Annotated in this window: 13 protein-coding genes; 8 read left to right on the forward strand and 5 right to left on the reverse strand. The window is 71.3% G+C overall.

All coding sequences use genetic code 11. From position 1 onward, the window contains the following. Positions 1-12 precede the first annotated feature (12 nt). Entirely contained in the window at positions 13-3654 is a 3642-nt protein-coding gene (locus tag RBH18_RS01350; RefSeq protein WP_306203951.1) for a bifunctional glycosyltransferase/CDP-glycerol:glycerophosphate glycerophosphotransferase, read from the reverse strand. 589 nt (positions 3655-4243) lie between these two features. On the opposite strand from RBH18_RS01350, the gene groL reads away from it, so the two are divergent. Then, positions 4244-5866, forward strand: coding sequence for a chaperonin GroEL (groL, locus tag RBH18_RS01355; RefSeq protein WP_306203952.1), 1623 nt, complete (start codon positions 4244-4246; stop codon positions 5864-5866). A 136-nt stretch (positions 5867-6002) separates the two neighbouring features. Here the strand turns inward: groL and RBH18_RS01360 are convergent, their stop codons facing one another. Beyond that, positions 6003-7256 (reverse strand): Gfo/Idh/MocA family protein, encoded by a 1254-nt coding sequence (locus RBH18_RS01360; RefSeq protein ID WP_306203953.1) that lies wholly within the window; start codon positions 7254-7256, stop codon positions 6003-6005. A gap of 74 nt (positions 7257-7330) precedes the next feature. Between RBH18_RS01360 and RBH18_RS01365 the strand changes: the two genes are divergently transcribed. The 4 genes from RBH18_RS01365 (at position 7331) to RBH18_RS01380 (ending at position 11524) form a co-directional block, all read left to right on the forward strand. After that, a complete protein-coding gene (locus RBH18_RS01365) occupies positions 7331-8458 on the forward strand; it encodes an ROK family transcriptional regulator (RefSeq protein WP_306203954.1) in 1128 nt (375 codons plus the stop codon). Between the two features lie 111 nt (positions 8459-8569). Beyond that, positions 8570-9811: an ABC transporter substrate-binding protein gene (locus tag RBH18_RS01370; protein ID WP_306203955.1), complete on the forward strand. Its 1242-nt coding sequence runs from the start codon at positions 8570-8572 to the stop codon at positions 9809-9811. Beyond that, the gene (locus tag RBH18_RS01375) at positions 9808-10713 is read left to right on the forward strand and encodes a carbohydrate ABC transporter permease (RefSeq protein ID WP_306203956.1); all 906 of its coding nucleotides are present in this window, start codon (positions 9808-9810) and stop codon (positions 10711-10713) included. Before RBH18_RS01370 ends, RBH18_RS01375 begins: the two co-directional genes overlap by 4 nt. Continuing rightward, complete coding sequence (locus tag RBH18_RS01380) at positions 10706-11524, forward strand: carbohydrate ABC transporter permease (protein WP_306203957.1); 819 nt, start codon at positions 10706-10708, stop codon at positions 11522-11524. Before RBH18_RS01375 ends, RBH18_RS01380 begins: the two co-directional genes overlap by 8 nt. Before the next feature lie 19 nt (positions 11525-11543). Here RBH18_RS01380 and RBH18_RS01385 read toward each other — a convergent pair whose 3' ends face one another. Next, positions 11544-16844, reverse strand: coding sequence for an Ig-like domain-containing protein (locus RBH18_RS01385; RefSeq protein ID WP_306204032.1), 5301 nt, complete (start codon positions 16842-16844; stop codon positions 11544-11546). Between the two features lie 172 nt (positions 16845-17016). Then, entirely contained in the window at positions 17017-18234 is a 1218-nt protein-coding gene (locus RBH18_RS01390) for an MFS transporter (protein WP_306203958.1), read from the reverse strand. Positions 18235-18287: 53 nt separating this feature from the next. On the opposite strand from RBH18_RS01390, the gene RBH18_RS01395 reads away from it, so the two are divergent. From RBH18_RS01395 to RBH18_RS01405, 3 genes are read left to right on the forward strand one after another with little or no spacing between them, the layout of a single operon-like run. Beyond that, complete coding sequence (locus tag RBH18_RS01395) at positions 18288-19115, forward strand: winged helix-turn-helix transcriptional regulator (RefSeq protein WP_306203959.1); 828 nt, start codon at positions 18288-18290, stop codon at positions 19113-19115. 29 nt (positions 19116-19144) lie between these two features. Further along, on the forward strand, positions 19145-21022 hold the full coding sequence (locus RBH18_RS01400) for a glycerol-3-phosphate dehydrogenase/oxidase (RefSeq protein WP_306203960.1): 1878 nt from the start codon (positions 19145-19147) through the stop codon (positions 21020-21022). Continuing rightward, positions 21019-21288 (forward strand): DUF4031 domain-containing protein, encoded by a 270-nt coding sequence (locus RBH18_RS01405; RefSeq protein ID WP_306203961.1) that lies wholly within the window; start codon positions 21019-21021, stop codon positions 21286-21288. The genes RBH18_RS01400 and RBH18_RS01405 overlap by 4 nt, the downstream gene beginning before the upstream one ends. Here the strand turns inward: RBH18_RS01405 and RBH18_RS01410 are convergent. Beyond that, entirely contained in the window at positions 21274-21918 is a 645-nt protein-coding gene (locus RBH18_RS01410; protein WP_306203962.1) for an HD domain-containing protein, read from the reverse strand. The two genes, RBH18_RS01405 and RBH18_RS01410, sit on opposite strands and share 15 nt — an antisense overlap. Positions 21919-21936: the final 18 nt, after the last annotated feature.

Genomic DNA, 21936 nt, shown 5'->3' on the forward strand with positions numbered 1-21936 from the left:
GTCACCGGCGCGTCAGCCGCCGAGCTCCAGGATGCGGTCCAGCACCCGCCGCGTCGCCTTCCCGTCGTCCAGGTCGCAGAAGCGGGCCCGGAACGCCGCCCGCTCGTCCTGGTAGGCCGTCGGGTCCGCCGCGACCTCCACCAGCGTCTTGATCACGTCGTCGGACGTCATCAGGAGCGGGCCGGGGGCCTCGTTCTCGAAGTCGAAGTAGAAGCCGCGCAGCCGGTCCCGGTAGTGCTCGAGGTCGTACGTGAAGAGCAGGATCGGCCGCCCGGTGTTGGCGAAGTCGAACATCACCGAGGAGTAGTCCGTGATCAGCACGTCCGCGATCGAGCAGAGGTCCGCCATGTCGGGGTAGGTCGACACGTCGATGGCGAAGCCCGAGCCGTCGTTCGGGATGGGGTCGACGACGTTGGGGTGGCGGCGCACCAGCACGACGTGGTCGTCGCCCAGGGCCCGGCGGGCGGCGGCGAGGTCGAGGTGCATCGACATCTTGTAGCGGCCCGAGCCGTAGAACTCGTCGTCCCGCCAGGTGGGGGCGTACAGGACGACGCGCTTGCCCTCCGGGAGGCCGATGCGCTCGCGGATGGCGGCCATGGCCACCGGGTCCTGGTTGACGAGCACGTCGTTGCGGGGGTAGCCGGACTCGAGCATCTCGCCCTGGTAGCGGAAGGCCCGCTGCAGGATCGGGGTGCTGAAGCGGTTGGGCGACACCAGGAACGACCAGTTGGGCGTCTCGCGCTCGACCCGCTCCAGGTAGTTCCAGTCGGCGTGGCGGATGTCGTCGACGTCGAACGCCAGCCGCTTGAGCGGGGTGCCGTGCCAGATCTGCGCCACGACCTGGCCGGGGCGGCGGACGAACCAGTCCGGCAGGTGCGAGGTGGTGACGATGAAGCGCGCGGTGGCGAGGGCCTCGTACCACTCGGTGCCGCCGAGGCGGGCCGGGGTGAGCGTCTCCGGCACGGGGGCCTGCCCGTCACGGACCGTCAGATACTGCGCCTCGAGCGGCAGCCCGCGGCGGAGGATCTCCTCGTGGATCCGCCTCGGGCTGTCCGAGTACTGCCGGCCGCCGAAGCACTCGAACAGCACGGCGTCGCGCAGTGGGCTGCGGCGCAGGGTGGCTGTCCGCTTCTCGCGCAGCTGGGTGCGGGCGTAGGCGCCGCGCTCCTCCACCCGGAGCACCGAGCCGGCCCGCAGCGCCACGAAGTCGCCGTCGGAGAGCTCCAGGAGGAACTCGCGGTGCTCGTCGGGCGAGTAGGCCGGGCAGATCGCCCGGACGGCGTTCGCCACGACCAGGTTGGTGAACCTGTTGGGGCCCTCGGCCCGGTGCGAGACCAGGATGTCCCACAGCGAGGGCCGCAGCTCGATCACGCTGCCCCAGGACGGCACCTTGCTCGGGTTGATCCGCGCCGCCCACTGGTCGCCGTCGACGGTGACCTCGATCGGGCACTCGTCGGTGCCGTTGCGGGTCCGCAGCTTGATCTCCGGCGGGCCGTCGACCGGCCGGAAGTCACCGGTCAGCACGAGCGTGCCGTCGGGCTCCCACCCGGCCGTCCGGGCCACCGGGCCCTGGGCGCGGGCGCACAGCCACAGGAAGCCCGCGGTGGAGCGGCGGACGAAGACGTGCCGGTCGAACGCGGTGGTCCAGGCGCTCGGGAGGTCGTCGCTGACCAGGTGCTCGGACCGCTGGCCGCCGCTGAAGAACCCCATCTGGATGCGCCAGCGGTCCATCGGGCCGCCGGGCGGGGGCATGCTGGCCGGCCCGGCGTCGCCGAGCAGGTCCTTGAGGTCCATGACCGCCCGGAACGGGGTGCTGCCGTGCCGGGTCTCGCCGAACTCGACCGCCGCGTGGGCGTCGGCGATGTCGGGGACCCGGCACAGCCGGATGCGTCCGGCGCTCGGCTGGCTGCCGAGGACCTGGCCGGCGATGACGAGCTTGTCGTCCTCGAAGGTGATCGAGGTCGCCTTGGCGGACACCTTGTCGATGCGCAGCATCATGTTGGCGCCGTCGGTCGACGGGGTGATCTGGGTGGAGGCGTCCAGCACCTGGCGGGTGAGGCGCAGCTTGGTCGGCAGCGCGCCGACCTTGAGCCGGCCCTTGCGCAGCTTGGTGCCGGAGAGCACGCCGACCGCGATCTGCCAGCGGCCCTCGGTCCAGCCGCCGCCGGACTGCAGGTCGACCGGGTCGATGGTGACCTCGAAGCCGGACCAGTCGTACGACTGCTGGGGGCGGCTGGAGGTGGCGGTCGCCTCGGGCTCGCGGCGCGCGGTGGTGGGCAGCGTGATCGTGCGGCCGGTCTTGCGCTCGCGCAGGCGGATGACGCGCACCGAGGTCCACCGGGAGTTGGCCGGGGTGCCGTCGACGTAGGCGTAGCCACGGAGGACGAGCTTGCCGTCGCGCCAGGTCACCTCGGTGACCCGGCTGCGGAGCGCCGGCTTGCCCAGCTCGTAGAGCTCACGCGGGACGCCCACCGCCGGGTCGTCCAGGAAGGGCAGCTCGGCGTAGCGCTTGTTGCCCTCGTGCTTGGTGCCGACCGTCATGCCGGGCCGGCTGGCCTGCAGCACCTCGATGACTTCCGCGAGCTTGTCTTGGCGCACGAGGTGCCAGAGCACCTTGAACTTGGGGGGCAGGCGGTCCATCGTGTCGGGCGACACCCGGTCGAGGAAGAGCTTGACCTCGCGCATGAACGCCGCCTGGAACTCCGGGCCGGCGTCGGGCAGCTGGCGGGCGACGATCGCGAAGTCGTCGACCAGCACGTTGTAGTCGTAGGCCTGCTTGACCTCGTCCTGGCCGTGGTCCTGCAGGAAGCTGCTGACGGTGTCGATCGCCCGGAAGCGGTCGCCGGTGGTGCCCCAGTCGTTGAGGCGCTGGGTGATCGACTGCTCGCCGGCCTCGCGGCGGCGCCAGTAGTAGACCGGCACGCTGAGGACGTCGACCGTGGTGGCCATCGCGTGGGCGATCAGCGACGGCGGGATGTCCTCGTGCAGGCCGGGCGGGAAGGTGATCCCGTTCTCGTCCCAGAACCGGCGCCGGTAGACCTTGTTCCACATGGTGCGGTCGCGCAGCAGGGCGTGCCGCTCCCGGACGTGGGTGCGCAGCACGGTCTTGCTGAAGGTCGCGGTGTGCATGCCCGACGGGGCGGCGCCCTTGGAGGTCAGGAGCCGGACCGCGCCGCACGCGAAGTCGGAGCCGGTGTGGTCCAGGGTGTTGATGAGCAGCTCGTAGGCGTAGGACGGGACGATGTCGTCGCCGTCGCAGAAGGCCAGGAAGGTGCCCTTGGCGGCCGCGATGCCGGTGTTGCGGGCGATGCCCGGGCCGCTCTCGCTCTGGTGGATCGCCGTGAAGCGGGAGTCCTTGGCCGCCCAGGCGTCGGCGATCGCCGCGGTGCCGTCGACCGAGCCGTCGTCCACCACGATGACTTCGAGGTTGTGGTAGGTCTGGCGGGCGAGCGACGTCAGGCACTCGTCGAGATAGGTCTCGATGTCGTGAGCGGGCACCACGACGCTGAGCAGCGGCCTGGTGCTGGTGCTCGGACGCGTTGCTTGATCCTCGGCGGACCCGGTGACGCTGGGTGACCGCTGCGCCGGGATCCGCTGGGCCTCCGCTTCCCGTAGGTGGGCGCGCTCGTCCGCGCCGACAGTACGGTTGTCCACTCCGCTCACTCCTCAATCCGGTCGAGGCCGGATCGCCCGCTGTCTTCCGGCTGGCTCGCCGCCCCCGGCACGCTACACGTGCCGTCAATCGCTGACGGATGGTCGCCGACCAGGAGCGACGGCCAATTTAGCATTGATCTGTCCAGATCGAATCGGGCAAACAGCTCATTATGGGCAGGTGTCCGGCGGGTGTCACCAGCCTGTCCTCCGCCCGGTGGTCGCCGAGCAGGGGGATTGCCGCCGGCGGGCGTCTCCGGCCGGAATCCGCAGTCCGCGGATCGTTCACGCATTGTGATCATCGAAGTGTTGCGCGGGAGCCCGGACATGGCTGTTGTCCTTGCACTCGCCCCAGGGGAGTGCTAAACAAGTTCTTGGCACTCGCGACCAGTGAGTGCCAGCAGGTCGGGACGGTGGGGTCACGGCCGCGGTGCCGCCATCGGCGCCGGGGCACGGGACCGGTCGTCGCGGGCTATCCGGCTCGGCCTGAGGACGTCGCATCGCCAGGTGGCGACGTCCACAGCGTTTCTCGACGTGCGGAATGCGGGCCGACGAGGCCCGGCGCCGCGAATGTCCAGGAGGACACAGCCGTATGGCCAAGATCATCGCATTCGACGAGGAAGCTCGTCGCGGCCTCGAGCGTGGCATGAACCAGCTCGCCGACGCCGTCAAGGTGACGCTCGGCCCCAAGGGCCGCAACGTCGTGCTCGAGAAGAAGTGGGGCGCTCCCACCATCACCAACGATGGTGTGTCGATCGCCAAGGAGATCGAGCTCGAGGACTCCTACGAGAAGATCGGCGCCGAGCTGGTCAAGGAGGTCGCGAAGAAGACGGACGACGTCGCCGGTGACGGCACGACGACCGCGACCGTCCTGGCCCAGGCGCTGGTCCGTGAGGGTCTGCGCAACGTCGCGGCCGGCGCGAACCCGATGGCCCTCAAGCGGGGCATCGAGGCCGCCGTCGCCAGCGTCTCCGAGGGCCTCTCGCAGCTCGCCAAGGACGTGGAGACCAAGGAGCAGATCGCCTCCACCGCCTCCATCTCCGCCGGTGACTCCACGGTCGGCGAGATCATCGCCGAGGCCATGGACAAGGTCGGCAAGGAAGGCGTCATCACCGTCGAGGAGAGCAACACCTTCGGTCTCGAGCTCGAGCTCACCGAGGGCATGCGCTTCGACAAGGGCTACATCTCGGCCTACTTCATGACCGACGCGGAGCGCATGGAGGCCGTCTTCGACGACCCCTACATCCTCATCGCGAACAGCAAGATCTCCGCGGTGAAGGACCTGCTCCCGGTGCTGGAGAAGGTCATGCAGGGCGGCAAGCCGCTGATCATCATCGCCGAGGACGTCGAGGGCGAGGCCCTGGCGACCCTGGTCGTCAACAAGGTCCGTGGCACCTTCAAGTCCGTCGCCGTCAAGGCCCCGGGCTTCGGTGACCGCCGCAAGGCCATGCTCGACGACATCGCCATCCTCACCGGCGGCACGGTCATCAGCGAGGAGGTCGGCCTCAAGCTCGACGCCGCCGACCTGAGCCTGCTGGGCCAGGCCCGCAAGGTCGTCATCACCAAGGACGAGACCACCATCGTCGACGGTGCCGGCAACGCCGAGCAGATCCAGGGCCGGGTCAACCAGATCCGCGCCGAGATCGAGAAGTCGGACTCCGACTACGACCGCGAGAAGCTGCAGGAGCGCCTGGCCAAGCTGGCCGGCGGCGTTGCGGTCATCAAGGTCGGCGCGGCCACCGAGGTCGAGCTCAAGGAGCGCAAGCACCGCATCGAGGACGCCGTGCGCAACGCGAAGGCGGCCGTCGAGGAGGGCATCGTGCCCGGCGGTGGCGTGGCCCTGGTGCAGGCCGGCAAGACCGCGTTCGACAAGCTGGACCTGACCGGCGACGAGGCCACCGGTGCCAACATCGTCAAGGTCGCGCTCGACGCCCCGCTGCGTCAGATCGCCGTGAACGCCGGCCTCGAGGGCGGCGTCGTGGTGGAGAAGGTGCGCAACCTGGAGGCCGGCCACGGCCTCAACGCCGCCAACGGCGAGTACGTCGACCTGCTGGCCGCGGGCATCATCGACCCGGCCAAGGTCACCCGCTCGGCGCTGCAGAACGCCGCGTCGATCGCCGCGCTGTTCCTCACCACCGAGGCCGTCGTGGCCGACAAGCCCGAGAAGACCCCGGCCCCGGCCGGTGCCCCGGGCGGCGGGGACATGGACTTCTGAGTCCAGCCCCACCCGGGTGAGCCCCCTCGCGGGGTGAGCCCGTCGCAAGGCACGAAGAGCGGGTCGCCCTCCCCGGCGGCCCGCTCTTCCTTTTGTCGTACGCCCGCCGCGGCCGATGAGGAGCCACGGCGGGGCCTCAGTCGGCGAGGGTGACGACGGTGCCGGTGTGGCGGGCTTCCTCGGCGGCCCAGACGACGCGGTGGGTGGCGAGGCTCTGGACCGCGTCCGAGGTGAGCAGCGACGGGTCGTTCGAGGCCACGGCCGCGAGGAAGGCGTCCAGCAGACCCTCGTCGCCCCCGCCGTGGCCGCCGGCGGCGTCGGGACCGCCGGGCACCGTGGCGGTGAGGGTGGTCTCGGCGCCGGTGCGGAAGTCGACGTAGCGGGCGGTGTGGCCGTCGCCGTCGAGGTAGCCGTGGGTGCCCAGCAGGCGGGTCCTGCGGTGCTCCATGGGTGTGAAGGCGCTCATCGTGAAGGAGCAGGTCGCGCCGTCGGCGAACTCCATCGTCACGACCTGGTGGTCGACCACGTCGTTGTCGCTGGCGTAGACGCAGCGGCCGTACGGGCCCGTGCGCAGCGCCTCGAGCACGGCGCCCTCGGTGAACTCGTCGGTGATCGCGCCCAGCGGCCAGAAGTGCTGCTCCTCGTCGGCCAGCGCCGCCAGGTAGAACTTCGTGGCCGAGTACGGGCACGTCTGCTGGAGTGGGCAGTCGACGCACCGGTCGGCGGCCGTGGGCGGGCGCTCGGCGGCCCGGAAGTGGGTGAGGCTGCCGAAGGAGCTGACCCGCCGGGGCGTACGCCCGAACACGTAGACCAGCCAGTCGATGTCGTGACAGCTCTTGGTGAGCAGCATCGGCCCCGACTCCGTGGAGTTGCGCCAGTTGCCGCGCACGAAGGAGTGCGCGTGGTGCCACCAGCCCACCGGCTCCAGGTGCTGCACGCTCACCAGCCGGCCGATCAGCCCGTCGTCGAGCGCCTTTCTGATCATCCTGGTGTACGGCGTGTACCGGAGCACGTGGCACACCGCGAAGATGACGCCGTTGCGCAGGGCGGCGTCCGCGATGGCCGTGGCCTCGGGCTCGGTCGGGGCCATCGGCTTCTCGAGCAGGATGTGGTAGCCGAGGTCGGCCAGGGCGACGGCCGGGCCGAGGTGCATGCGGTCCTGGGTCGCGATCACGGCGGCGTCGGCGAGGCGGGGCTGCGCGGCCAGTCCGGCCCAGTCCTCGTACACGTGCTCGGGCGGGATGCCGAACTCGGCGGCGACCCGTTCGCGGCGGTGCCGGTCGGGCTCGGCGACGGCGACGACGCGGCCGCGACCGGAGGCGACCGCGTGCCGGGCGTACGCCTGACCCCTCAGGCCGGCGCCGGCGAGGGCTAGAGTCACTGCGGGCATGGGTCCCTCCGGAACGTTACTCTGGAGTCCATGATTATTGGTGGCCGACGGCGTCGTTCACAAGGGGGTCCGGCTTGACCAGCGGCGGGGATCTGTCCCGGCTTCGTCAGCTCAACGCGCTGGCGGCGCTCAAGGTGGTGCGGGCCGCGGAGGGCGGCCTGACCCTCACCGAATTGTCGCGCCGCACCGGCCTGTCCCGCGCCTCGACCGAGGATGTCGTGCGCGATCTGCTCGGCCGTGGCTGGGTGACGGAGGCCGAGCCCACGGCCGGCGGGGTCGGGCGGCCGGCGCGGCGCTACCGCTTCCGGGCGGACGCGGGGCGGCTGCTCGGCGTGGACATCGGCCGGCAGGAGGTGCTCGCCCTGCTCACCGACCTGGACGGCGAGGTGCTGCACAGCCACCGGGTCGCCGTCACGCCCGAGCTCGGCCGCGCCGAGCGGCTGGCGGCCACGGACCGGGCGGTGGGTGCGGTGCTCAAGGAGGCGGGCCTGCGCGGCGACCGCGTGTGGGCCAGCGGGGTCGCGACGACCGGGCTGGTCGACGGCACGGGCAAGGTCATGCTCTCCGAGGCGCTGCGCGAGTGGACCGGCGTGGACCTGGCGGCGCACGTCCGGGGCCTGGTCGGCGGGCCCGTCCTGGTCGAGAACGACAGTAAGCTCGCGGCGCTGGCGGAGGGCTGGCTGGGCGTGGCGCGGCACGCGAAGGACGTCGTGTTCATCCTCTCCGGGGTGGCCACCGGCGTCGGGCTGATCATCGACGGCAAGCTGCACCGGGGCTTCGGCAACGCGGCCGGCGAGATCGGCGCGCTGCCCGCGGTGGGCTGGACCCGCGCCCCCGAGCACCTGAAGCGGCCCGAGGGCGGCGACATCTTCGCGGCGGCCCGGGCGGGCGACCGGCGGGCCGCGGCGGCGATCAGGAAGTACGTGAAGGACCTCGCCCTCGGCGTGTCGGCGCTGGTCCTGACGCTGGACCCGGAGCTGGTCGTGGTCGGCGGCGCCTTCTCGAGCGCGGGGGACCTGATCGCCGGGCCGCTGCGGCAGGAGCTGGACCGCTGGTGCCTGCGGACGCCGGAGATCCGCGTCTCGGAGCTGGCCGGGCGTGGTGTGGCGCTCGGCGCGGTCAAGCTGGCGGCCGATCACATCGAGGCGGTGCTCGCCTCCAGGTCGGGCTTCACGTCGACCGACCAGTTCTCCCGGGCCTGAATGTTGATGAAGTCGTAACAATCGAAGGCCTTGCCATAATTTCACTGGTCCCCATGATAATTCCTCAAGCGCAGGACCGCCGGGCCACGGCGGGTGTCGGAGGGACCACGTATGCGCGCCACCACACGAATCGCCGCTGCACTCCTCGGGGCCACGGCCCTGATGCTGTCCGCCTGTTCCCAGGATTCGTCCGGATCCGACGACAAGGTCACCCTGTCCTACGCGGTCTGGGACCAGACCCAGAAGGCCGCGATGGACCAGCTCGCCGCCGACTTCACCAAGAGCCACCCGAACATCACCGTCGACGTCCAGCTGACCCCGTGGGAGGGCTACTGGACCAAGCTCAAGGCCGCGGCCACCGGCGGGGACGCGCCCGACGTCTTCTGGATGAACGGCCCCAACTTCCAGCTGTACGCCTCGAACGGCGTGATCAGCCCGAACCCCGAGCAGGTCGACACGTCGGTCTATCCGAAGGCGCTCGTGGACCTCTACACCTTCGACGGCAAGATGTACGGCCTGCCGAAGGACATGGACACCGTCGGCGTCTGGTACAACAAGGCGCTCTTCGACGCGAAGAAGGTGCCCTATCCGAAGGACGGCTGGACCTGGGCCGACTTCCAGGACGCCGCCGCGAGGCTGACCGACGAGGGCAAGGGCGTCTACGGCACCGCCGCGTCGCTGAGCAGCTTCCAGGAGTACCAGTACAACACCATCGCCCAGGCCGGCGGCTACGTGATCAGCCCGGACGGCAAGAGCTCCGGCTACGCCGACCCGAAGACCATCGCCGGCCTCAAGTTCTGGACCGACCTGATCGAGAAGAAGCACTCGCCGGACCTCAAGACGATGACGGACACCATCCCGCTCCAGCTCTTCGAGGCCGGGAAGATCGCGATGTACTGGGGCGGCTCCTGGGACGTCCTCGAGTTCACCGGCAACGACTACACCAAGGACAAGGTGGACGTCGCGCCGCTGCCCACGGGGGAGAAGCAGGCGACGATCATCCACGGGGTGGCCAACGTGGTCGGGGCCAAGGGCGAGCACAAGGACCAGGCCTGGGAGTTCGTGAAGTACCTCGGCTCGCAGCCGGCCGCGCGGATTCTCGGGAAGACCGGTCCCATCCCGGCCTACACCGGCACGCAGACCGACTGGGTGAGCGCCCACCCGGAGCTGAGGCTGCAGACCTTCCTCGACGCGGTGAGCTACGCCGTGCCGTTCCCGGTCTCGAAGAACACCGCCGCCTGGAACGAGGCCGAGCTGAGCCACCTCACCAAGGCGTGGAGCGGGGAGCAGCCGGTCGAGCAGGCCGCGACCGAGCTGGCCACCGACATGAACGCGCTGCTGGCCAAGGAATGACGTCCCCGCGCAGGCACCGGGTCACCGAGGCGCTGTGGGGGTACGCGTTCATCGCCCCCACGGCCCTCGGGCTCGGGCTCTTCTACCTCTGGCCGGTGCTGCAGACGGCGTACTTCTCGTTCACCGAGTGGGGCGCCTTCGGCGGCCACACCTTCAGCGGCCTGACCAACTACGAGCGCCTGGTGCACGACCCCGAGATGGGCCGCGCGCTGGTCAACACGTTCGCGTACACGCTGCTGGGCCTGCTCTCCATCCCGCTGGCGATCGTCTTCGCGGCGCTGCTCAACCGGAAGATGCGCGGCGTCTCCGTCTACCGCACCTTCTTCTTCCTGCCCGTGGTCACCATGCCGGTCGCCGTGGCGATGGTGTGGCGCTGGCTCTACAACGGCGACTACGGGCTGATCAACTACGTGCTGTCGCTGGCCGGCGTCGACGGGCCGAACTGGGTCGCGGATCCGGACACCGCGCTCTACGCGCTGGTGGTCGTCGGGGTGTGGAGCAGCGTCGGCTACAACCTGATCATCTTCCTGGCCGGCATGCAGGCCATCCCCGCGGACTACTACGAGGCCGCGTCGCTCGACGGCGCCGGCGCGTTCCGGCAGTTCTTCCGGATCACGCTGCCGCTGCTGTCGCCCACCGCCTTCTTCGTGTCGGTGGTCTCGGTGATCGGCTCGCTCCAGCTCTTCGACCTCGTGTACGTCATCGGCGGGTCGGGCGCCGCGGCCCGCGCGAACCCCGCGTTCCCCCGGCTGCAGACGGTCGTGCAGCTCTTCTACGACCGGGCGTTCGTCACCAACGACCGGGGCTACGGCGCCGCGATCGTGATGGTCCTGCTGCTCATCATCGTGGTGCTGACCGCGATCCAGTTCCGGCTCCAGAAGCGGTGGGTGCACTATGCCTGAGAAGAGCCGGCGGATCGGGCTGCACGCGGTGCTGATCGTCGCCTCGGTGCTGATGGTCACGCCGTTCCTGTGGCAGATCGTCACGTCGCTCAAGACGCTGAGCAGCGCCACGAGCGTGCCGCCGACGCTGCTGCCCGAGGGCCACTGGGCCAATTACGGGCGGGTGTTCGACCTGCTGCCGTTCGGCACGCAGTTTCTCAACACATTGGTCACGGCCCTGGCCCGTACGGTGGGACAGGTCTTTCTCTGCTCGATGGCGGCCTATGCCTTCGCGCGCCTGCGTTTCCCCGGCCGGAATTTCCTCTTCGGACTCTTCCTGTCGGTGCTCATGGTGCCGCCGCAGCTGTTCATCATTCCGCAGTACCAGATCATGTCCGACCTGGGCTGGCTCAACAGCCTCCCGGCGCTCATCGTGCCCGGGCTGTTCAGCGCGTTCGGCGTCTTCCTGCTCCGCCAGTTCTTCCTCGGCCTGCCGGTGGAGCTCGAGGAGGCGGCGCGCATCGACGGCGCCGGGCCGTGGCGGATCTACTGGTCGATCGTGCTGCCGCTCGCGCGTCCCGGGCTGGTGGCGCTGGCCGTGCTGGTGCTGCTGTGGTCCTGGAACGACCTGTTCTGGCCGCTCGTGGTCAACACCGACCCGGACAAGATGACGCTGGCGGCGGGGCTCGCGTCGCTGCAGGGCCAGTATCAGACCGACTATCCGGTGCTCATGGCCGGCTCGCTGCTGGCGTCCGTACCCGTCATCGCGGTCTTCGTCTTCCTGCAGCGGCAGTTCATCCAGGGCATCGCCCAGACCGGCATCAAGGGGTGATGCCGGTCCGGGCGATCCGTCAGGCGGCGTGCTTGCCGGGGCGGTGGCGGCCCGGGCCGCGGTCCCGGGTGCCGCCGGCCAGGAGCCAGGCCGGGCTGCGCCCGCCGAACCAGAAGAGCGCCGCGCCGACGATCAGCGTCAGGATGCCCACACCGCCCACCGACGCGAGGTCGGCACCGGTCTTCGGCAGCTTGATCAATGATCCGCTCGTGCCGTTGTCGGCCTCGTGCACGGTGACCGTCACGGTGGCCTTGGCGGTGCCGCCGTTGCCGTCGCTGATGGTGTAGGTGAACGTGTCCTTGCCACCGGCGTAGGAGTCGTCCGGCGCGTACGTGATCGTGCCGTCGGCGTTGATCACCGCATGGCCGTGCGCCGGCTTGCTCACCTTGACGATCGTGGCCGCGTTGGTGTCGTTGGCGCGGACCTGGACGATGACCGACTTGCCGGCGGTCACCGAGGCGGTGTCGTTCTTCGCCTTCGGCGCGATGGCCGTGGAGGTGCCGGCCACCATCACCTTGATCGTGCCGGTGGCCACGTTGCCGTCCGCGTCGACCGCCGAGTACGTGAAGCTGTCCGCCCCGGCGAAACCGGCCTCCGGCACGTACGTGACCGTGCCGTCGGCGTTCAGCTTGGCCGTACCGTGCGCGGGCTTGCCGATCCGGGTGACGGTGACCGGCGTACCGTGCTCGTCCTTGGTGGGCAGCGTGACCGACACCGGGGTGGCCGGCTTGGCGTTCGCGCTCTTGTCCGGCACCACCGGCGGCTGGCCCACCTTGACGGTGACCGTGGCGGTCGACGTCGCGGTGCCGTCGGTGATCGTGTAGGTGAAGGTCGCCGTCCCCGACCAGCCGGCCGGCGGCGTGTAGCGCACCGAGGTGCCGGTGAAGGTCACCGAGCCGTGCTCCGGCTGGGTCACCGCGGTCACGGTCAGCGGGTCGCCGGCCGGGTCCAGGTCGTTGGCCAGCACCTTCACGGTCACGGCCTGCTGGTACGGCGTCGTGGCCGAGTCCGGCAGCGCCACCGGGGCGTCGCCGGTGACCGTCACGGTGACGGTGCCCGTCGCGGTGCCGCCGTTGCCGTCGCCGACCACGTAGGTGAAGGTGTCCGTACCCGTCCAGCCCGCGTCCGGCACGTACCGCACCTTGCCGTCCACGATCGTCGCCTTGCCGTGCGCCGGCGTGCTGACCGACTGCACGGTCAGCTTCTGGCCGGTGTTGACGTCGGTGTCGTTGGCGAGCACGTCGATGTCCGTCTTGCCGTTGCGGGCCGCGGCGGCCTGGTCGGAGGTCGCGACCGGCGGCGTGTTGCCGACGCCCACGGTCGCGGTGCCCGTGGCCTCGCCGCCCGACGCGTCCCGGACGACATAGGTGAACGTGTCGGTGCCGACATAGCCGGCCTCCGGCGTATAGACGGCCTTGCCGTCGACGAGCGTCACCTTGCCGTGCTTCGGCTGGGTCACCGAGACCAGGGTCAGCGCGCCGCCCGCCGGGGCGGTGTCGTTGCCGAGCAGGTCGACGGTCACCGCCGTACCGGCCTTGGTCGTCGCGTTGTCGGGCGCGGGGACCGGCAGCGCGCGGATGGTGATCGTGACGGTCTCGGTGTCCTCGCCGCCGTTGTCGTCGGTCACCGTGTACTCGAAGGTGTCCGTGCCGCTGGCGCCGGAGTCGGCCGTGTAGGTGACCGTCTTGCCGTCGGCGCTGACGACCGCCTTGCCCTTGCCGGGCGTGGTGACCGACTTGAGGCGCAGCACCTGGCCCAGGTTCGGGTCGGTGTCGTTGGCGAGCACCTTGAGGACGGCCGGCGTGCCCGGCTGGGCCACGGCGGTGTCCGGTACGGCGATCGGGTTCGCGTTCTGCACGGTGACCGTGACAACCGCGGTGTCGGTGTTCCCGTGCGTGTCCCCGACCGTGTAGGTGAAGGTGTCGACGCCCGCGAAGCCGCCCGACGGCACGTAGATCAGGTTGCCGCCGCTCAGCGTGACAGTGCCGTGGGCGCCGTTCGTGAACGCGGTGACCGAGATCGGGTCGCCGTTGGGGTCGGTGTCGTTGTCGAGCACGGTCAGCGTGACCGCGGTGTCGGTCGGCGTGGTGGCCGAGTCGGGCTTCGCGACCGGCGCCGAGTTGAGCACGGCGATGGTGACGAGCGCGGTGGCCGTGCCGCCCTTGCCGTCGGTGATCGTGTACTCCAGGCTGTCGGGCCCGAGGTAGCCGGCGGTCGGCGTGTACGCGATCGTGCCGTCGGGGTTGACCGACGCGGTGCCGTGCGTGGGCATCGTGGTGATCGTGACCGTCAGCGGGTCGCCGTTGGGGTCGGCGTCGTTGGCGAGCACGGTCAGGGTCGTGGGCACGTTCGACTCGGCGCTGACCGGGTCGTCGCCGGCGATCGGCGCCGCGTTCGCCACGGTCACGGTGACCTTGGCGGTGATCTCGCCGCCCCGGCCGTCGCCGACCGTGTACTCGAAGGTGTCCGGGCCGGACCAGCTGGTGTCGGGCTCGTAGACCAGCTTGCCGTCGCCGTCCACGGACGCCGTGCCGTGCCCCGGCTGCGTCGTGCCGATGATCGTCAGCGGGTCGTTGTTCGCGTCCGCGGCCTTCGGCGCCCAGTCGATGGTGACCGGGGTGTCGTAGTCGGTGGCCGCCGTGAGGTCGGCGGCGGTCGGCGCGGCGTTCTCCACGGTCACGGTGACCGTGGCGGTGGACGTCGCGGTGCCGTCGGAGATCGTGTAGGAGAAGGTGTCCGTACCGGAGAACTTGGCCGCCGGGCGGTAGGTGATCTTGCCGCTGGTGATGTCGGCGGTGCCGTGCGCCGGCGTGGTGGCGTTGGTGATGGTCAGCGTGTCCTTGTTGGCGTCGGTGTCGTTCCCGAGGACGTTGATGACCACGTCGGCGAGGTAGGGCGTGGTGGCGATGTCGTTCGACGCGGCCGGGGCCGCGTTGGCGACGGTGACCTTGACCGTGCCCGGCGTGGTGCCGCCCCGGCCGTCCGACGCGGTGTAGGTGAAGGTCGCCAGGCCCTTGAAGTCGGCGTTCGGGGTGAACACGACCTTGTTGCCGCTGATGGTGACCGTGCCGCCGGCGGGCTGGGTGACCGCCGCGACGCTCTTCGGGTCGCCGTTGGGGTCCGAGTCGTTGGCCAGCACGTCGATCGTGACCGGCTGGGCGGCAAGAGTGGCCGCCGTGTCGTCGGCGGTCACCGGCGGGGCGTTGTCGACGTTCACGGTCACGGTGCCGGTGGCGGTGCCGCCGTAGCCGTCGCTGACCGTGTAGGTGAAGGTGTCGGTGCCGGCCCAGCCGGTCGTCGGCGTGTAGGTGATCGTCTTGTCGGCGTTGACGACGGCGCTGCCGTGCGCGGGCGCGGCGCCCATGGCGACAGTCAGGGTGTCCCCGGCGTCGGCGTCGCTGTCGTTGGTCAGGACGTTGATCGTCGCGGCGGTGCTGGTGGCGGTGTTGGCCGTGTCGGCGCCCGCCTGGGGCACGCTGTTGACCCGCAGCGGGGCGGTCGCGGTGTTGTTGCCCGGGGTGTTGTCGGTGCCGGAGCCGGAGACCGCGACGGTGGTGGCCGAGTCGAGCACGGCGCTGCTGCCCACGGTCGCGGTGATGGTGACCGTGCCGGAGGTGCCGCTCTCCAGGGCGCTCAGCGCGCAGGTGATGTCCTGGCCGGACTGCGTGCAGCCGGCGGGCAGCGAGCTCACGGTGATGCCGGTCGGCAGGGTCAGCTTGGCGACGGGCAGGGGCTCGCGGTCCGTGCCGTTGTTGGTGACCGTCACGACGTACGTCACCGTGGCCGGGGCCGGGTCGCGCTGCACCGTCACCGGGGTGGCGGTCACGGCGGCGGACAGGTCGGCGACGGGCTTGTCGACGGTGGCGTTGACCACGTTGCTCGTACCGGAGATCAGGCGGCCGGTGTGCTCGCCCTCGTAGCTCATCGCGGCGACGTTGGTGATGGTCGAGCCGGACGGGGTCGAGTCCTTGACCTTCACCCGGTACGTGACCACGGTCGTCGCGCCGGTCGCGAGCGTGCCGCCGGCGGTCGCCGTGGCGCCGGTGCCGAGGCGGAAGGTCGTCTTGCCCTGCGCGCTGTCGGTGACGAACTCGCCGCGGTCGTCGCCGGAGGCGTCCGTCACGGCGGTGCCGTCGATCTTCAGCGAGCCCGGCACGTACGTCGTCCCGGCGGGCACGGCGTCGGTCAGCACGGTGTGCAGGCTGTTGTCGGTGCCCTTGTTGTTGACGCTGATCGAGTACTCGATGACGTCGCCGGGCATGAGCCGCGAGTCTCCGGTCTTGTCGGTGCCGGTGAGCGTGGCGGTGAGGTCGGGGGCGTACAGGTCGGTGGTGAAGGTGACGACGCCCGGGTAGAACGTCTCGCCGCTCGTGGTCAGCGTCAGGGTCGCGCTGGTGGCGCCGTTGGCGAGCTTGCCGGTGGCGTCGAACTGGTCGACGTCCAGGCCCATGGTGTTGACGTAGTTCGGCGTCCGGTCGGTGATCGACGTGCCGCCCTCGCTGATGGTGCTGTTGAAGAAGTTGTCGGCGGGGTTCTTGCCGTCCGTCATCGCGGTGCCGTTGAGCTTCAGGGCGTCGCCGGTCTTGCCCAGGTCGCCCTCGTAGACGACCGTGCCGATCTTGGTGGTGACCTGGCCGGAGCCGGGCGTCAGGAAGCCGTTGACGGTGATGTCGACGCTGGTCGAGGAGTTGCTGACGACCCCGAAGCCGTCGTAGACGCGCAGGTCGCGCATGGGCAGCGAGGCGTTCTGGTACGCGATCACGAGCGCCCAGCCGGCGTGGCGGTCCTTGCCCGTGCCGGCCTGGATGTTGCCGACCGCGTAGGTGCCGTTGCCCGCGCCGGCGACCGCCGAGGTGACGTCCGCGAAGCCCTGGAAGACCGTGGTCGCCGTGACGTTGACCTTGCCGGCCGTGACCGTGGACCAGCCGGGCGTACCGGGGACGGCGAACTTGACCTTGTTCTTGTCCGCCTCGGTCGGCGCAGCCGCGCCGCTGGTGCCCGCCGCCGTGTTCGCGCTCCAGTAGAGGCCCGCGAAGAGCACGGTGCTGTTCGCCGGCATCGCGATGGCCGCGCTGCTCGAGTTGAAGATGCCGTTCGCGCTGTCCGCACCGACGTTCTCCATGACGTAGCCGTTGTTGTTCAACGACTCGTCGGTGGTCGAGCCCGAGCCGCCCTGCGCGGCGGTGCAGCCGGTCGCGGCGGTGGGGCACACGAGGTTCACGTTGCCGCGCATCAGGATCGCGCCGTTGGCGTTGGTCCCGAACTCCTGGCCGAACGGAGTCGTGATCGCGGCATCGGCGCGGTTGATGTACAGCGTCATGGCCACGGCCACAGCAACGACGACGAGCAGAGCGAGCACACGGTGCGGTGCGGAGCGCAGGGCATGCATGCGGGCCTCGAGATCCTGAGCGTGCGGAAGCCCCGGGCCTGGTGGCCCGGGTCTCACTGACGCTAGGGACGGACGAGAGCCGTTCAGGTGCAGCGGCGGCCGCTCACGGTTGCACCTCCGCCAGGTCCCGCTTGTCGCGCGCCGGCGACAGCAGCCACGCCAGGGGAGCGCACACGGCCACCACTCCCGCCGCGACGAGCGTGGCCCGGGCGCCGACCAGCCCGGCCGCGGCGCCCGCGAGCAGCCCGCCGATCGGAATGGCGCCCCAGGACACGAACCGGACCGTCGCCATGACCCGGCTGAGCAGCTCGGGCGGGCTCTCGGTCTGCCGGTACGTCCGGGTGGTCACGCTCAGCACCACCACGGACCCCGCGAAGATCAAATTCCCCAGAGCGAAGGATCCGTACGCGAGCCCGCCCGCCCCGGCCGGGATGAGCAGCGCGCCTGCCGCCGCCGTGCCGCCGGTGAGCAGGAGCGCCCGTGCCGTGCCGACGGCGGTCGTGAACCGGGTGGTGAGCGCGGCGCCGATCAGGGTGCCCACGCCGTCGGTGGCGAGCATGAGCCCGACCACGCCGGGGGAGGCGTGCAGGTCACGCACCAGATAGAGCGGGAAGAGCGCGAGATGCACGCCGCAGACGAAGTTGACGGCCGTGGCCGCCCACATGCCGGGGCCCATCACCGGGTGCCGGACGACGTAGGAGAAGCCCTCCCGGATCATCGCGGCCACGGGCGGCCACTTGTCCGGCCGGGCCACCCGCCGCTCGGGCAGGCTGCGCAGCAGGACCGCGGACACCAGATAGCTGACGGCGTCGAAGAGCAGGGTGGGCACCGCGCCCAGGACCTGGACGACGACACCGCCGAGGGAGGGGCCGCCCAGCTCGGTGGAGGCGTGGGTGCCCGAGGTGAGGCTGTTGCGCGCCTGGAGCTGGTCCTTGCCGACGATCTCGGGCAGGAACGTCGAGTTGGCGACGTCGAACAGCACGTTGGCGAAGCTGATGACGAGCGCGGTCACGACGAGATGGGTCACCGAGAGGGTGCCCAGCCACCAGGCGACGGGCACGGACCCGACCGCGACGGCCCGGGCCAGATCGGCGCCGACCTGGGTGCCGCGCAGGGGGAGGCGCTGCACGATCACCCCGGACGGCAGGCCGATCACGATCCAGGCGGCGTAGCGCGCGGCGGCGATCAGACCCATCTGGAACGGCGACGCGTCGAGCACCGCGAGCGCGGTCAGCGGCAGTGCGACGCCCCCGATGGCCGTGCCGAGACCGCTGACAGTCCCGGCCGTCCACCACCGCCAGAAGACGCTCACGGCACCCACCTCGTCCGTCGCTCGTAGTGAGTTCCAATCTGGAACGCACTATACTGACGAGCGTGCGGAGAGTCGACCTGGCGGATGCGGACTGCGGGATCGCGCAGGCGGTCGGGGTGCTCAGCGACTGGTGGACGTTCCTGGTCGTGCGCGACATCGCCGGGGGCGTGACCCGCTTCGACGCGCTGCAGCGGGCGCTGGGCATGAGCCGGCGGGCGCTGACCGAGCGGCTGGGCGCGCTCGTCGACGACGGCGTGCTGCGGCGGGAGGCGTACTCGGAGCATCCGCCGCGCTACGACTACGTGCTCACGGAGAAGGGCGAGGGGCTGCTGCCGGTGCTCATCGCGCTGCAGGACTGGGGCACGCGGCACGTGATGGGCGACGGCTCGCTGACGGCCGAGGCCGGCCCCGAGGAGATCCGCCGGGTGCACGACCTCGTGGGGCGGGCGGTGCCCGGGCTGACCGTGGAGCAGCCGACGGTGCTGTTCTTCTTCCCCGGGGCCTATGCGCCGGAGGATCGCCGGGGCTATCCGCCCGGCTACGGGGACATCCCGGGCGCCGCGGGCTGCACGCTGGAGGCGCGGACCTATGCGGCGCGCGCTGCCGACTTCGCGGCGCACGGCGTTGCGGTGCGGGGCGTGAGCACCCAGCGCGCGGACGAGCTGGCGGCGTTCGCGGCGTACGCGGAGCTGCCCTTTCCCCTGCTCTCGGACGAGGACGGCAAGCTGGCCGCGGGGCTGCGGCTGCCGACCTTCCGCGCCGGGGGCACCGAGCGCTTCAAGCGGCTGACCCTGCTGGTCGATGGGGGAGCCGTGATCCGCACCGTGCAGTTCCCGGTGACCGATCCGGCCGGGTCGGTGCGGGAAATGCTGACGAATGTCACGAGCTGAGGGTCGCCGACCGGCGCTACGGTGGGGGCGTGCGCAATCCCTCGGAATCCCGGTATGCGGCCGGGCGGCTCTCCCCGATCCGCCGTGCGGCCGACCTCCAGCGGCTGCGTGACGAGCAGTTCGACGTCCTCGTCATCGGTGGCGGCGTCACCGGTGCGGGCGCGGCCCTCGACGCCGCGTCGCGCGGCCTGAAAGTCGCGCTGGTCGAGGCCCGTGACCTGGCGTCCGGCACGTCCAGCCGGTCCAGCAAGCTCATCCACGGCGGCCTGCGCTATCTGGAGCAGCTGGAGCTGCACCTGGTGCACGAGGCGCTGCAGGAGCGCGGGTTGCTGACCAGCCGCATCGCGCCGCACCTGGTGCGCCCGGTGCCGATCCTGGTGCCGCTGGAGCCCGCCGCCCCGCCGGCCCGCGTGTGGCACCGGCTCTACTACGGGCTGGGCGTCGCGGCCTACGACGTCTTCGCCGGGGTGTTCGGCAAGGGCCGGGGCATGCCGCTGCACCGGCACCTGACCCGCGACGGCGCCCGCCATCTCTTCCCGAGCCTGCGGGCCGACAAGATCACCGGCGCCATCCGCTACTACGACGGGCAGGTCGACGACGCCCGGCTCGTGGTCAACCTGGCCCGCACGGCGGCCAGCCTCGGCGCGGCCGTGGTCACCAGCGCCCGGGTCACCGGCTTCCTGCGCGAGGCGCGGCAGGTCGTGGGCGTGCGCGTCCGTGACCTCGAGTCGCCCGGCGCGCCCGAGTTCGAGGTCCGCGCCCGGCAGGTCGTCGCCGCCACCGGCGTGTGGAGCGACGACATGTCCCGCATGCTCGACGACGTCGGCGTGCGCCCGGGCCTGCGCGTGCGCGCGTCCAAGGGCGTGCACCTCGTGGTTCCCCGCTCGGCGATCACCGGCGACGCCGGCCTGATCCTGCGCACCGCCACGTCGGTGCTCTTCGTCATCCCGTGGGGCGGCCACTGGATCATCGGCACCACCGACACCGACTGGGAGCTCGACCGCTCGCACCCCGCCGCGTCCGCCCGCGACATCCGCTACCTGCTCGACCAGGTCAACACGGTGCTCGAGCGGCCGCTCACCACCGACGACATCGAGGGCGTCTACGCCGGGCTGCGCCCGCTGCTCTCCGGCGAGGCGGACTCGACGTCGAAGCTCTCCCGCGAGCACGCCGTCGTGGAGCCCATGCTGGGCCTGCTGCTCGTGGCCGGCGGGAAGTACACGACGTACCGGGTCATGGCCGCCGACGTCATCAACCTCGCGGCCCGCCGGCTCGGCAGCGAGGCACCGTCCCGGACGGCGGAGTTGCCGCTGCTGGGCGCCGACGGCTATGCCGCCGCGTGGCGTGACCGGCAGGACGCCGCGCGCCGCCACGGGGTCACCACCGGCGTCATCGAGCATCTGCTGGAGCGCTACGGCACGCTGACCGGGCATCTGCTCGCGCTCATGGAGGCCGACCCGGAGCTGGCGGCGCCGCTGGCCGGGGCGCCGGAATACCTGGCCGCCGAGGTGGCGTACGCGGCCGCGGCCGAGGGCGCCCTGCACCTGGACGATGTGCTGACCCGGCGCACCCGCATCTCGTTCGAGACCGCCCACCGCGGCTCGGAGACCGCCCGGCACGCCGCCACGATCATGGCCAAGGTCCTCGAGTGGGACGACGCCGTGCGCGACCGGGAGGTCGAGCACTACCTGGCCCGGGTCGAGGCGGAGCGGCAGTCGCAGAAGATGCCCGACGACCTCACCGCCGACGCCGCCCGCCTCGGCGCCTCGGACGTGCGCGGCTATGCGGCCGACCGCAGCCCGTCGGTCGTGCTGCCCGACCCGGGCCTGCAGGAGCTGAACGACCCCGACGCGTACGCCACGGGGCTGGCCGGACCGGATCTGGCCGCCTTCGAGAGCGATCGGTGATCCTGGTCGACCTGCCACGCTGGCCGGCCCGGGGCCTGCTCTGGTCCCACCTGGTCAGCGACGTCTCGTTCGCCGAGCTGCACGCCTTCGCGGAGATGCTGGGAGCGCCCCGGCGCGGTTTCGACCGCGACCACTACGACATCCCGGAGACCCGCTTCGCGACGGCGCTGTGGCTCGGGGCGACCCTGGTGCCGTCGCGGGAGATCGCGGCGCGGCTGCGGGCGGCCGGGCTGCGCCGCCCGAAGCACCTGTCAGCCCGCCGCTAGCTTGCGCAACTCCTGCTCGAGGTTCTCGCGGGCCCGGGCTTCCCAGCGCTCGCGCAGCGGCTCGTTGCGGTAGATGGCGGGCAGCTCGAGCAGCGAGACCAGCACCTGGGCGCGGGCGGCCCGGAAGGTGTCGTCGGGCACGTGGGCGTACTCGCGGCGGATCGCCTCCGTGTAGGCCGCGTAGCGCTCCGGCTCCGCCGCGAGGATGGCCAGGTCGGCGTCGCACAGCAGCTCGCCGTCCGGGTCGTCGTCGCCGGTCGCGTGCCCGGCGGTCAGGCTCACCAGGCGGGCCACCTCGGCGGCGACCTCCGCGGGCGTGCCGAGCGTCGCGAGCAGCCCCTCGGCGAACTCCGCGCTGTCCCGCTCGTTGGCGTCGCCCAGCGCCCGGGGGTCGTAGACGGCGTCGTGCATCCACGTGGCCAGCCGGACCCGGTCGGCGTGCCGGGCCAGGCCGGCGTGCTCGTCGACGAGGTCCAGCACGGCGGTGAGGTGGCTCACGTCGTGGTACTTCCGCTGCGGCTCGGACCAGCGGCTCAGCAGGTAGGCGCCGGCGGCGGCCAGGTCCGCCTCGTCCGCGGTGGCGCCGGCCCCTCGTGCCGCGCCCACGAATCGGTCTCCAAGAGATGTCACGGCAACTAGCCTAGGGTC

Source organism: Actinoplanes oryzae, from assembly GCF_030757795.1.
Lineage (GTDB): Bacteria > Actinomycetota > Actinomycetes > Mycobacteriales > Micromonosporaceae > Actinoplanes.

What these genes read in the sequence shown, in the direction of transcription:
- groL (WP_306203952.1), top strand. Translation starts at nt 4,244, where the DNA reads ATGGCCAAGATCATCGCATTCGACGAGGAAGCTCGTCGCGGCCTCGAG.
- RBH18_RS01360 (WP_306203953.1), bottom strand. Translation starts at nt 7,256, where the DNA reads ATGCCCGCAGTGACTCTAGCCCTCGCCGGCGCCGGCCTGAGGGGTCAG.
- RBH18_RS01370 (WP_306203955.1), top strand. Translation starts at nt 8,570, where the DNA reads ATGCGCGCCACCACACGAATCGCCGCTGCACTCCTCGGGGCCACGGCC.
- RBH18_RS01375 (WP_306203956.1), top strand. Translation starts at nt 9,808, where the DNA reads ATGACGTCCCCGCGCAGGCACCGGGTCACCGAGGCGCTGTGGGGGTAC.
- RBH18_RS01380 (WP_306203957.1), top strand. Translation starts at nt 10,706, where the DNA reads ATGCCTGAGAAGAGCCGGCGGATCGGGCTGCACGCGGTGCTGATCGTC.
- RBH18_RS01385 (WP_306204032.1), bottom strand. Translation starts at nt 16,844, where the DNA reads ATGACGCTGTACATCAACCGCGCCGATGCCGCGATCACGACTCCGTTC.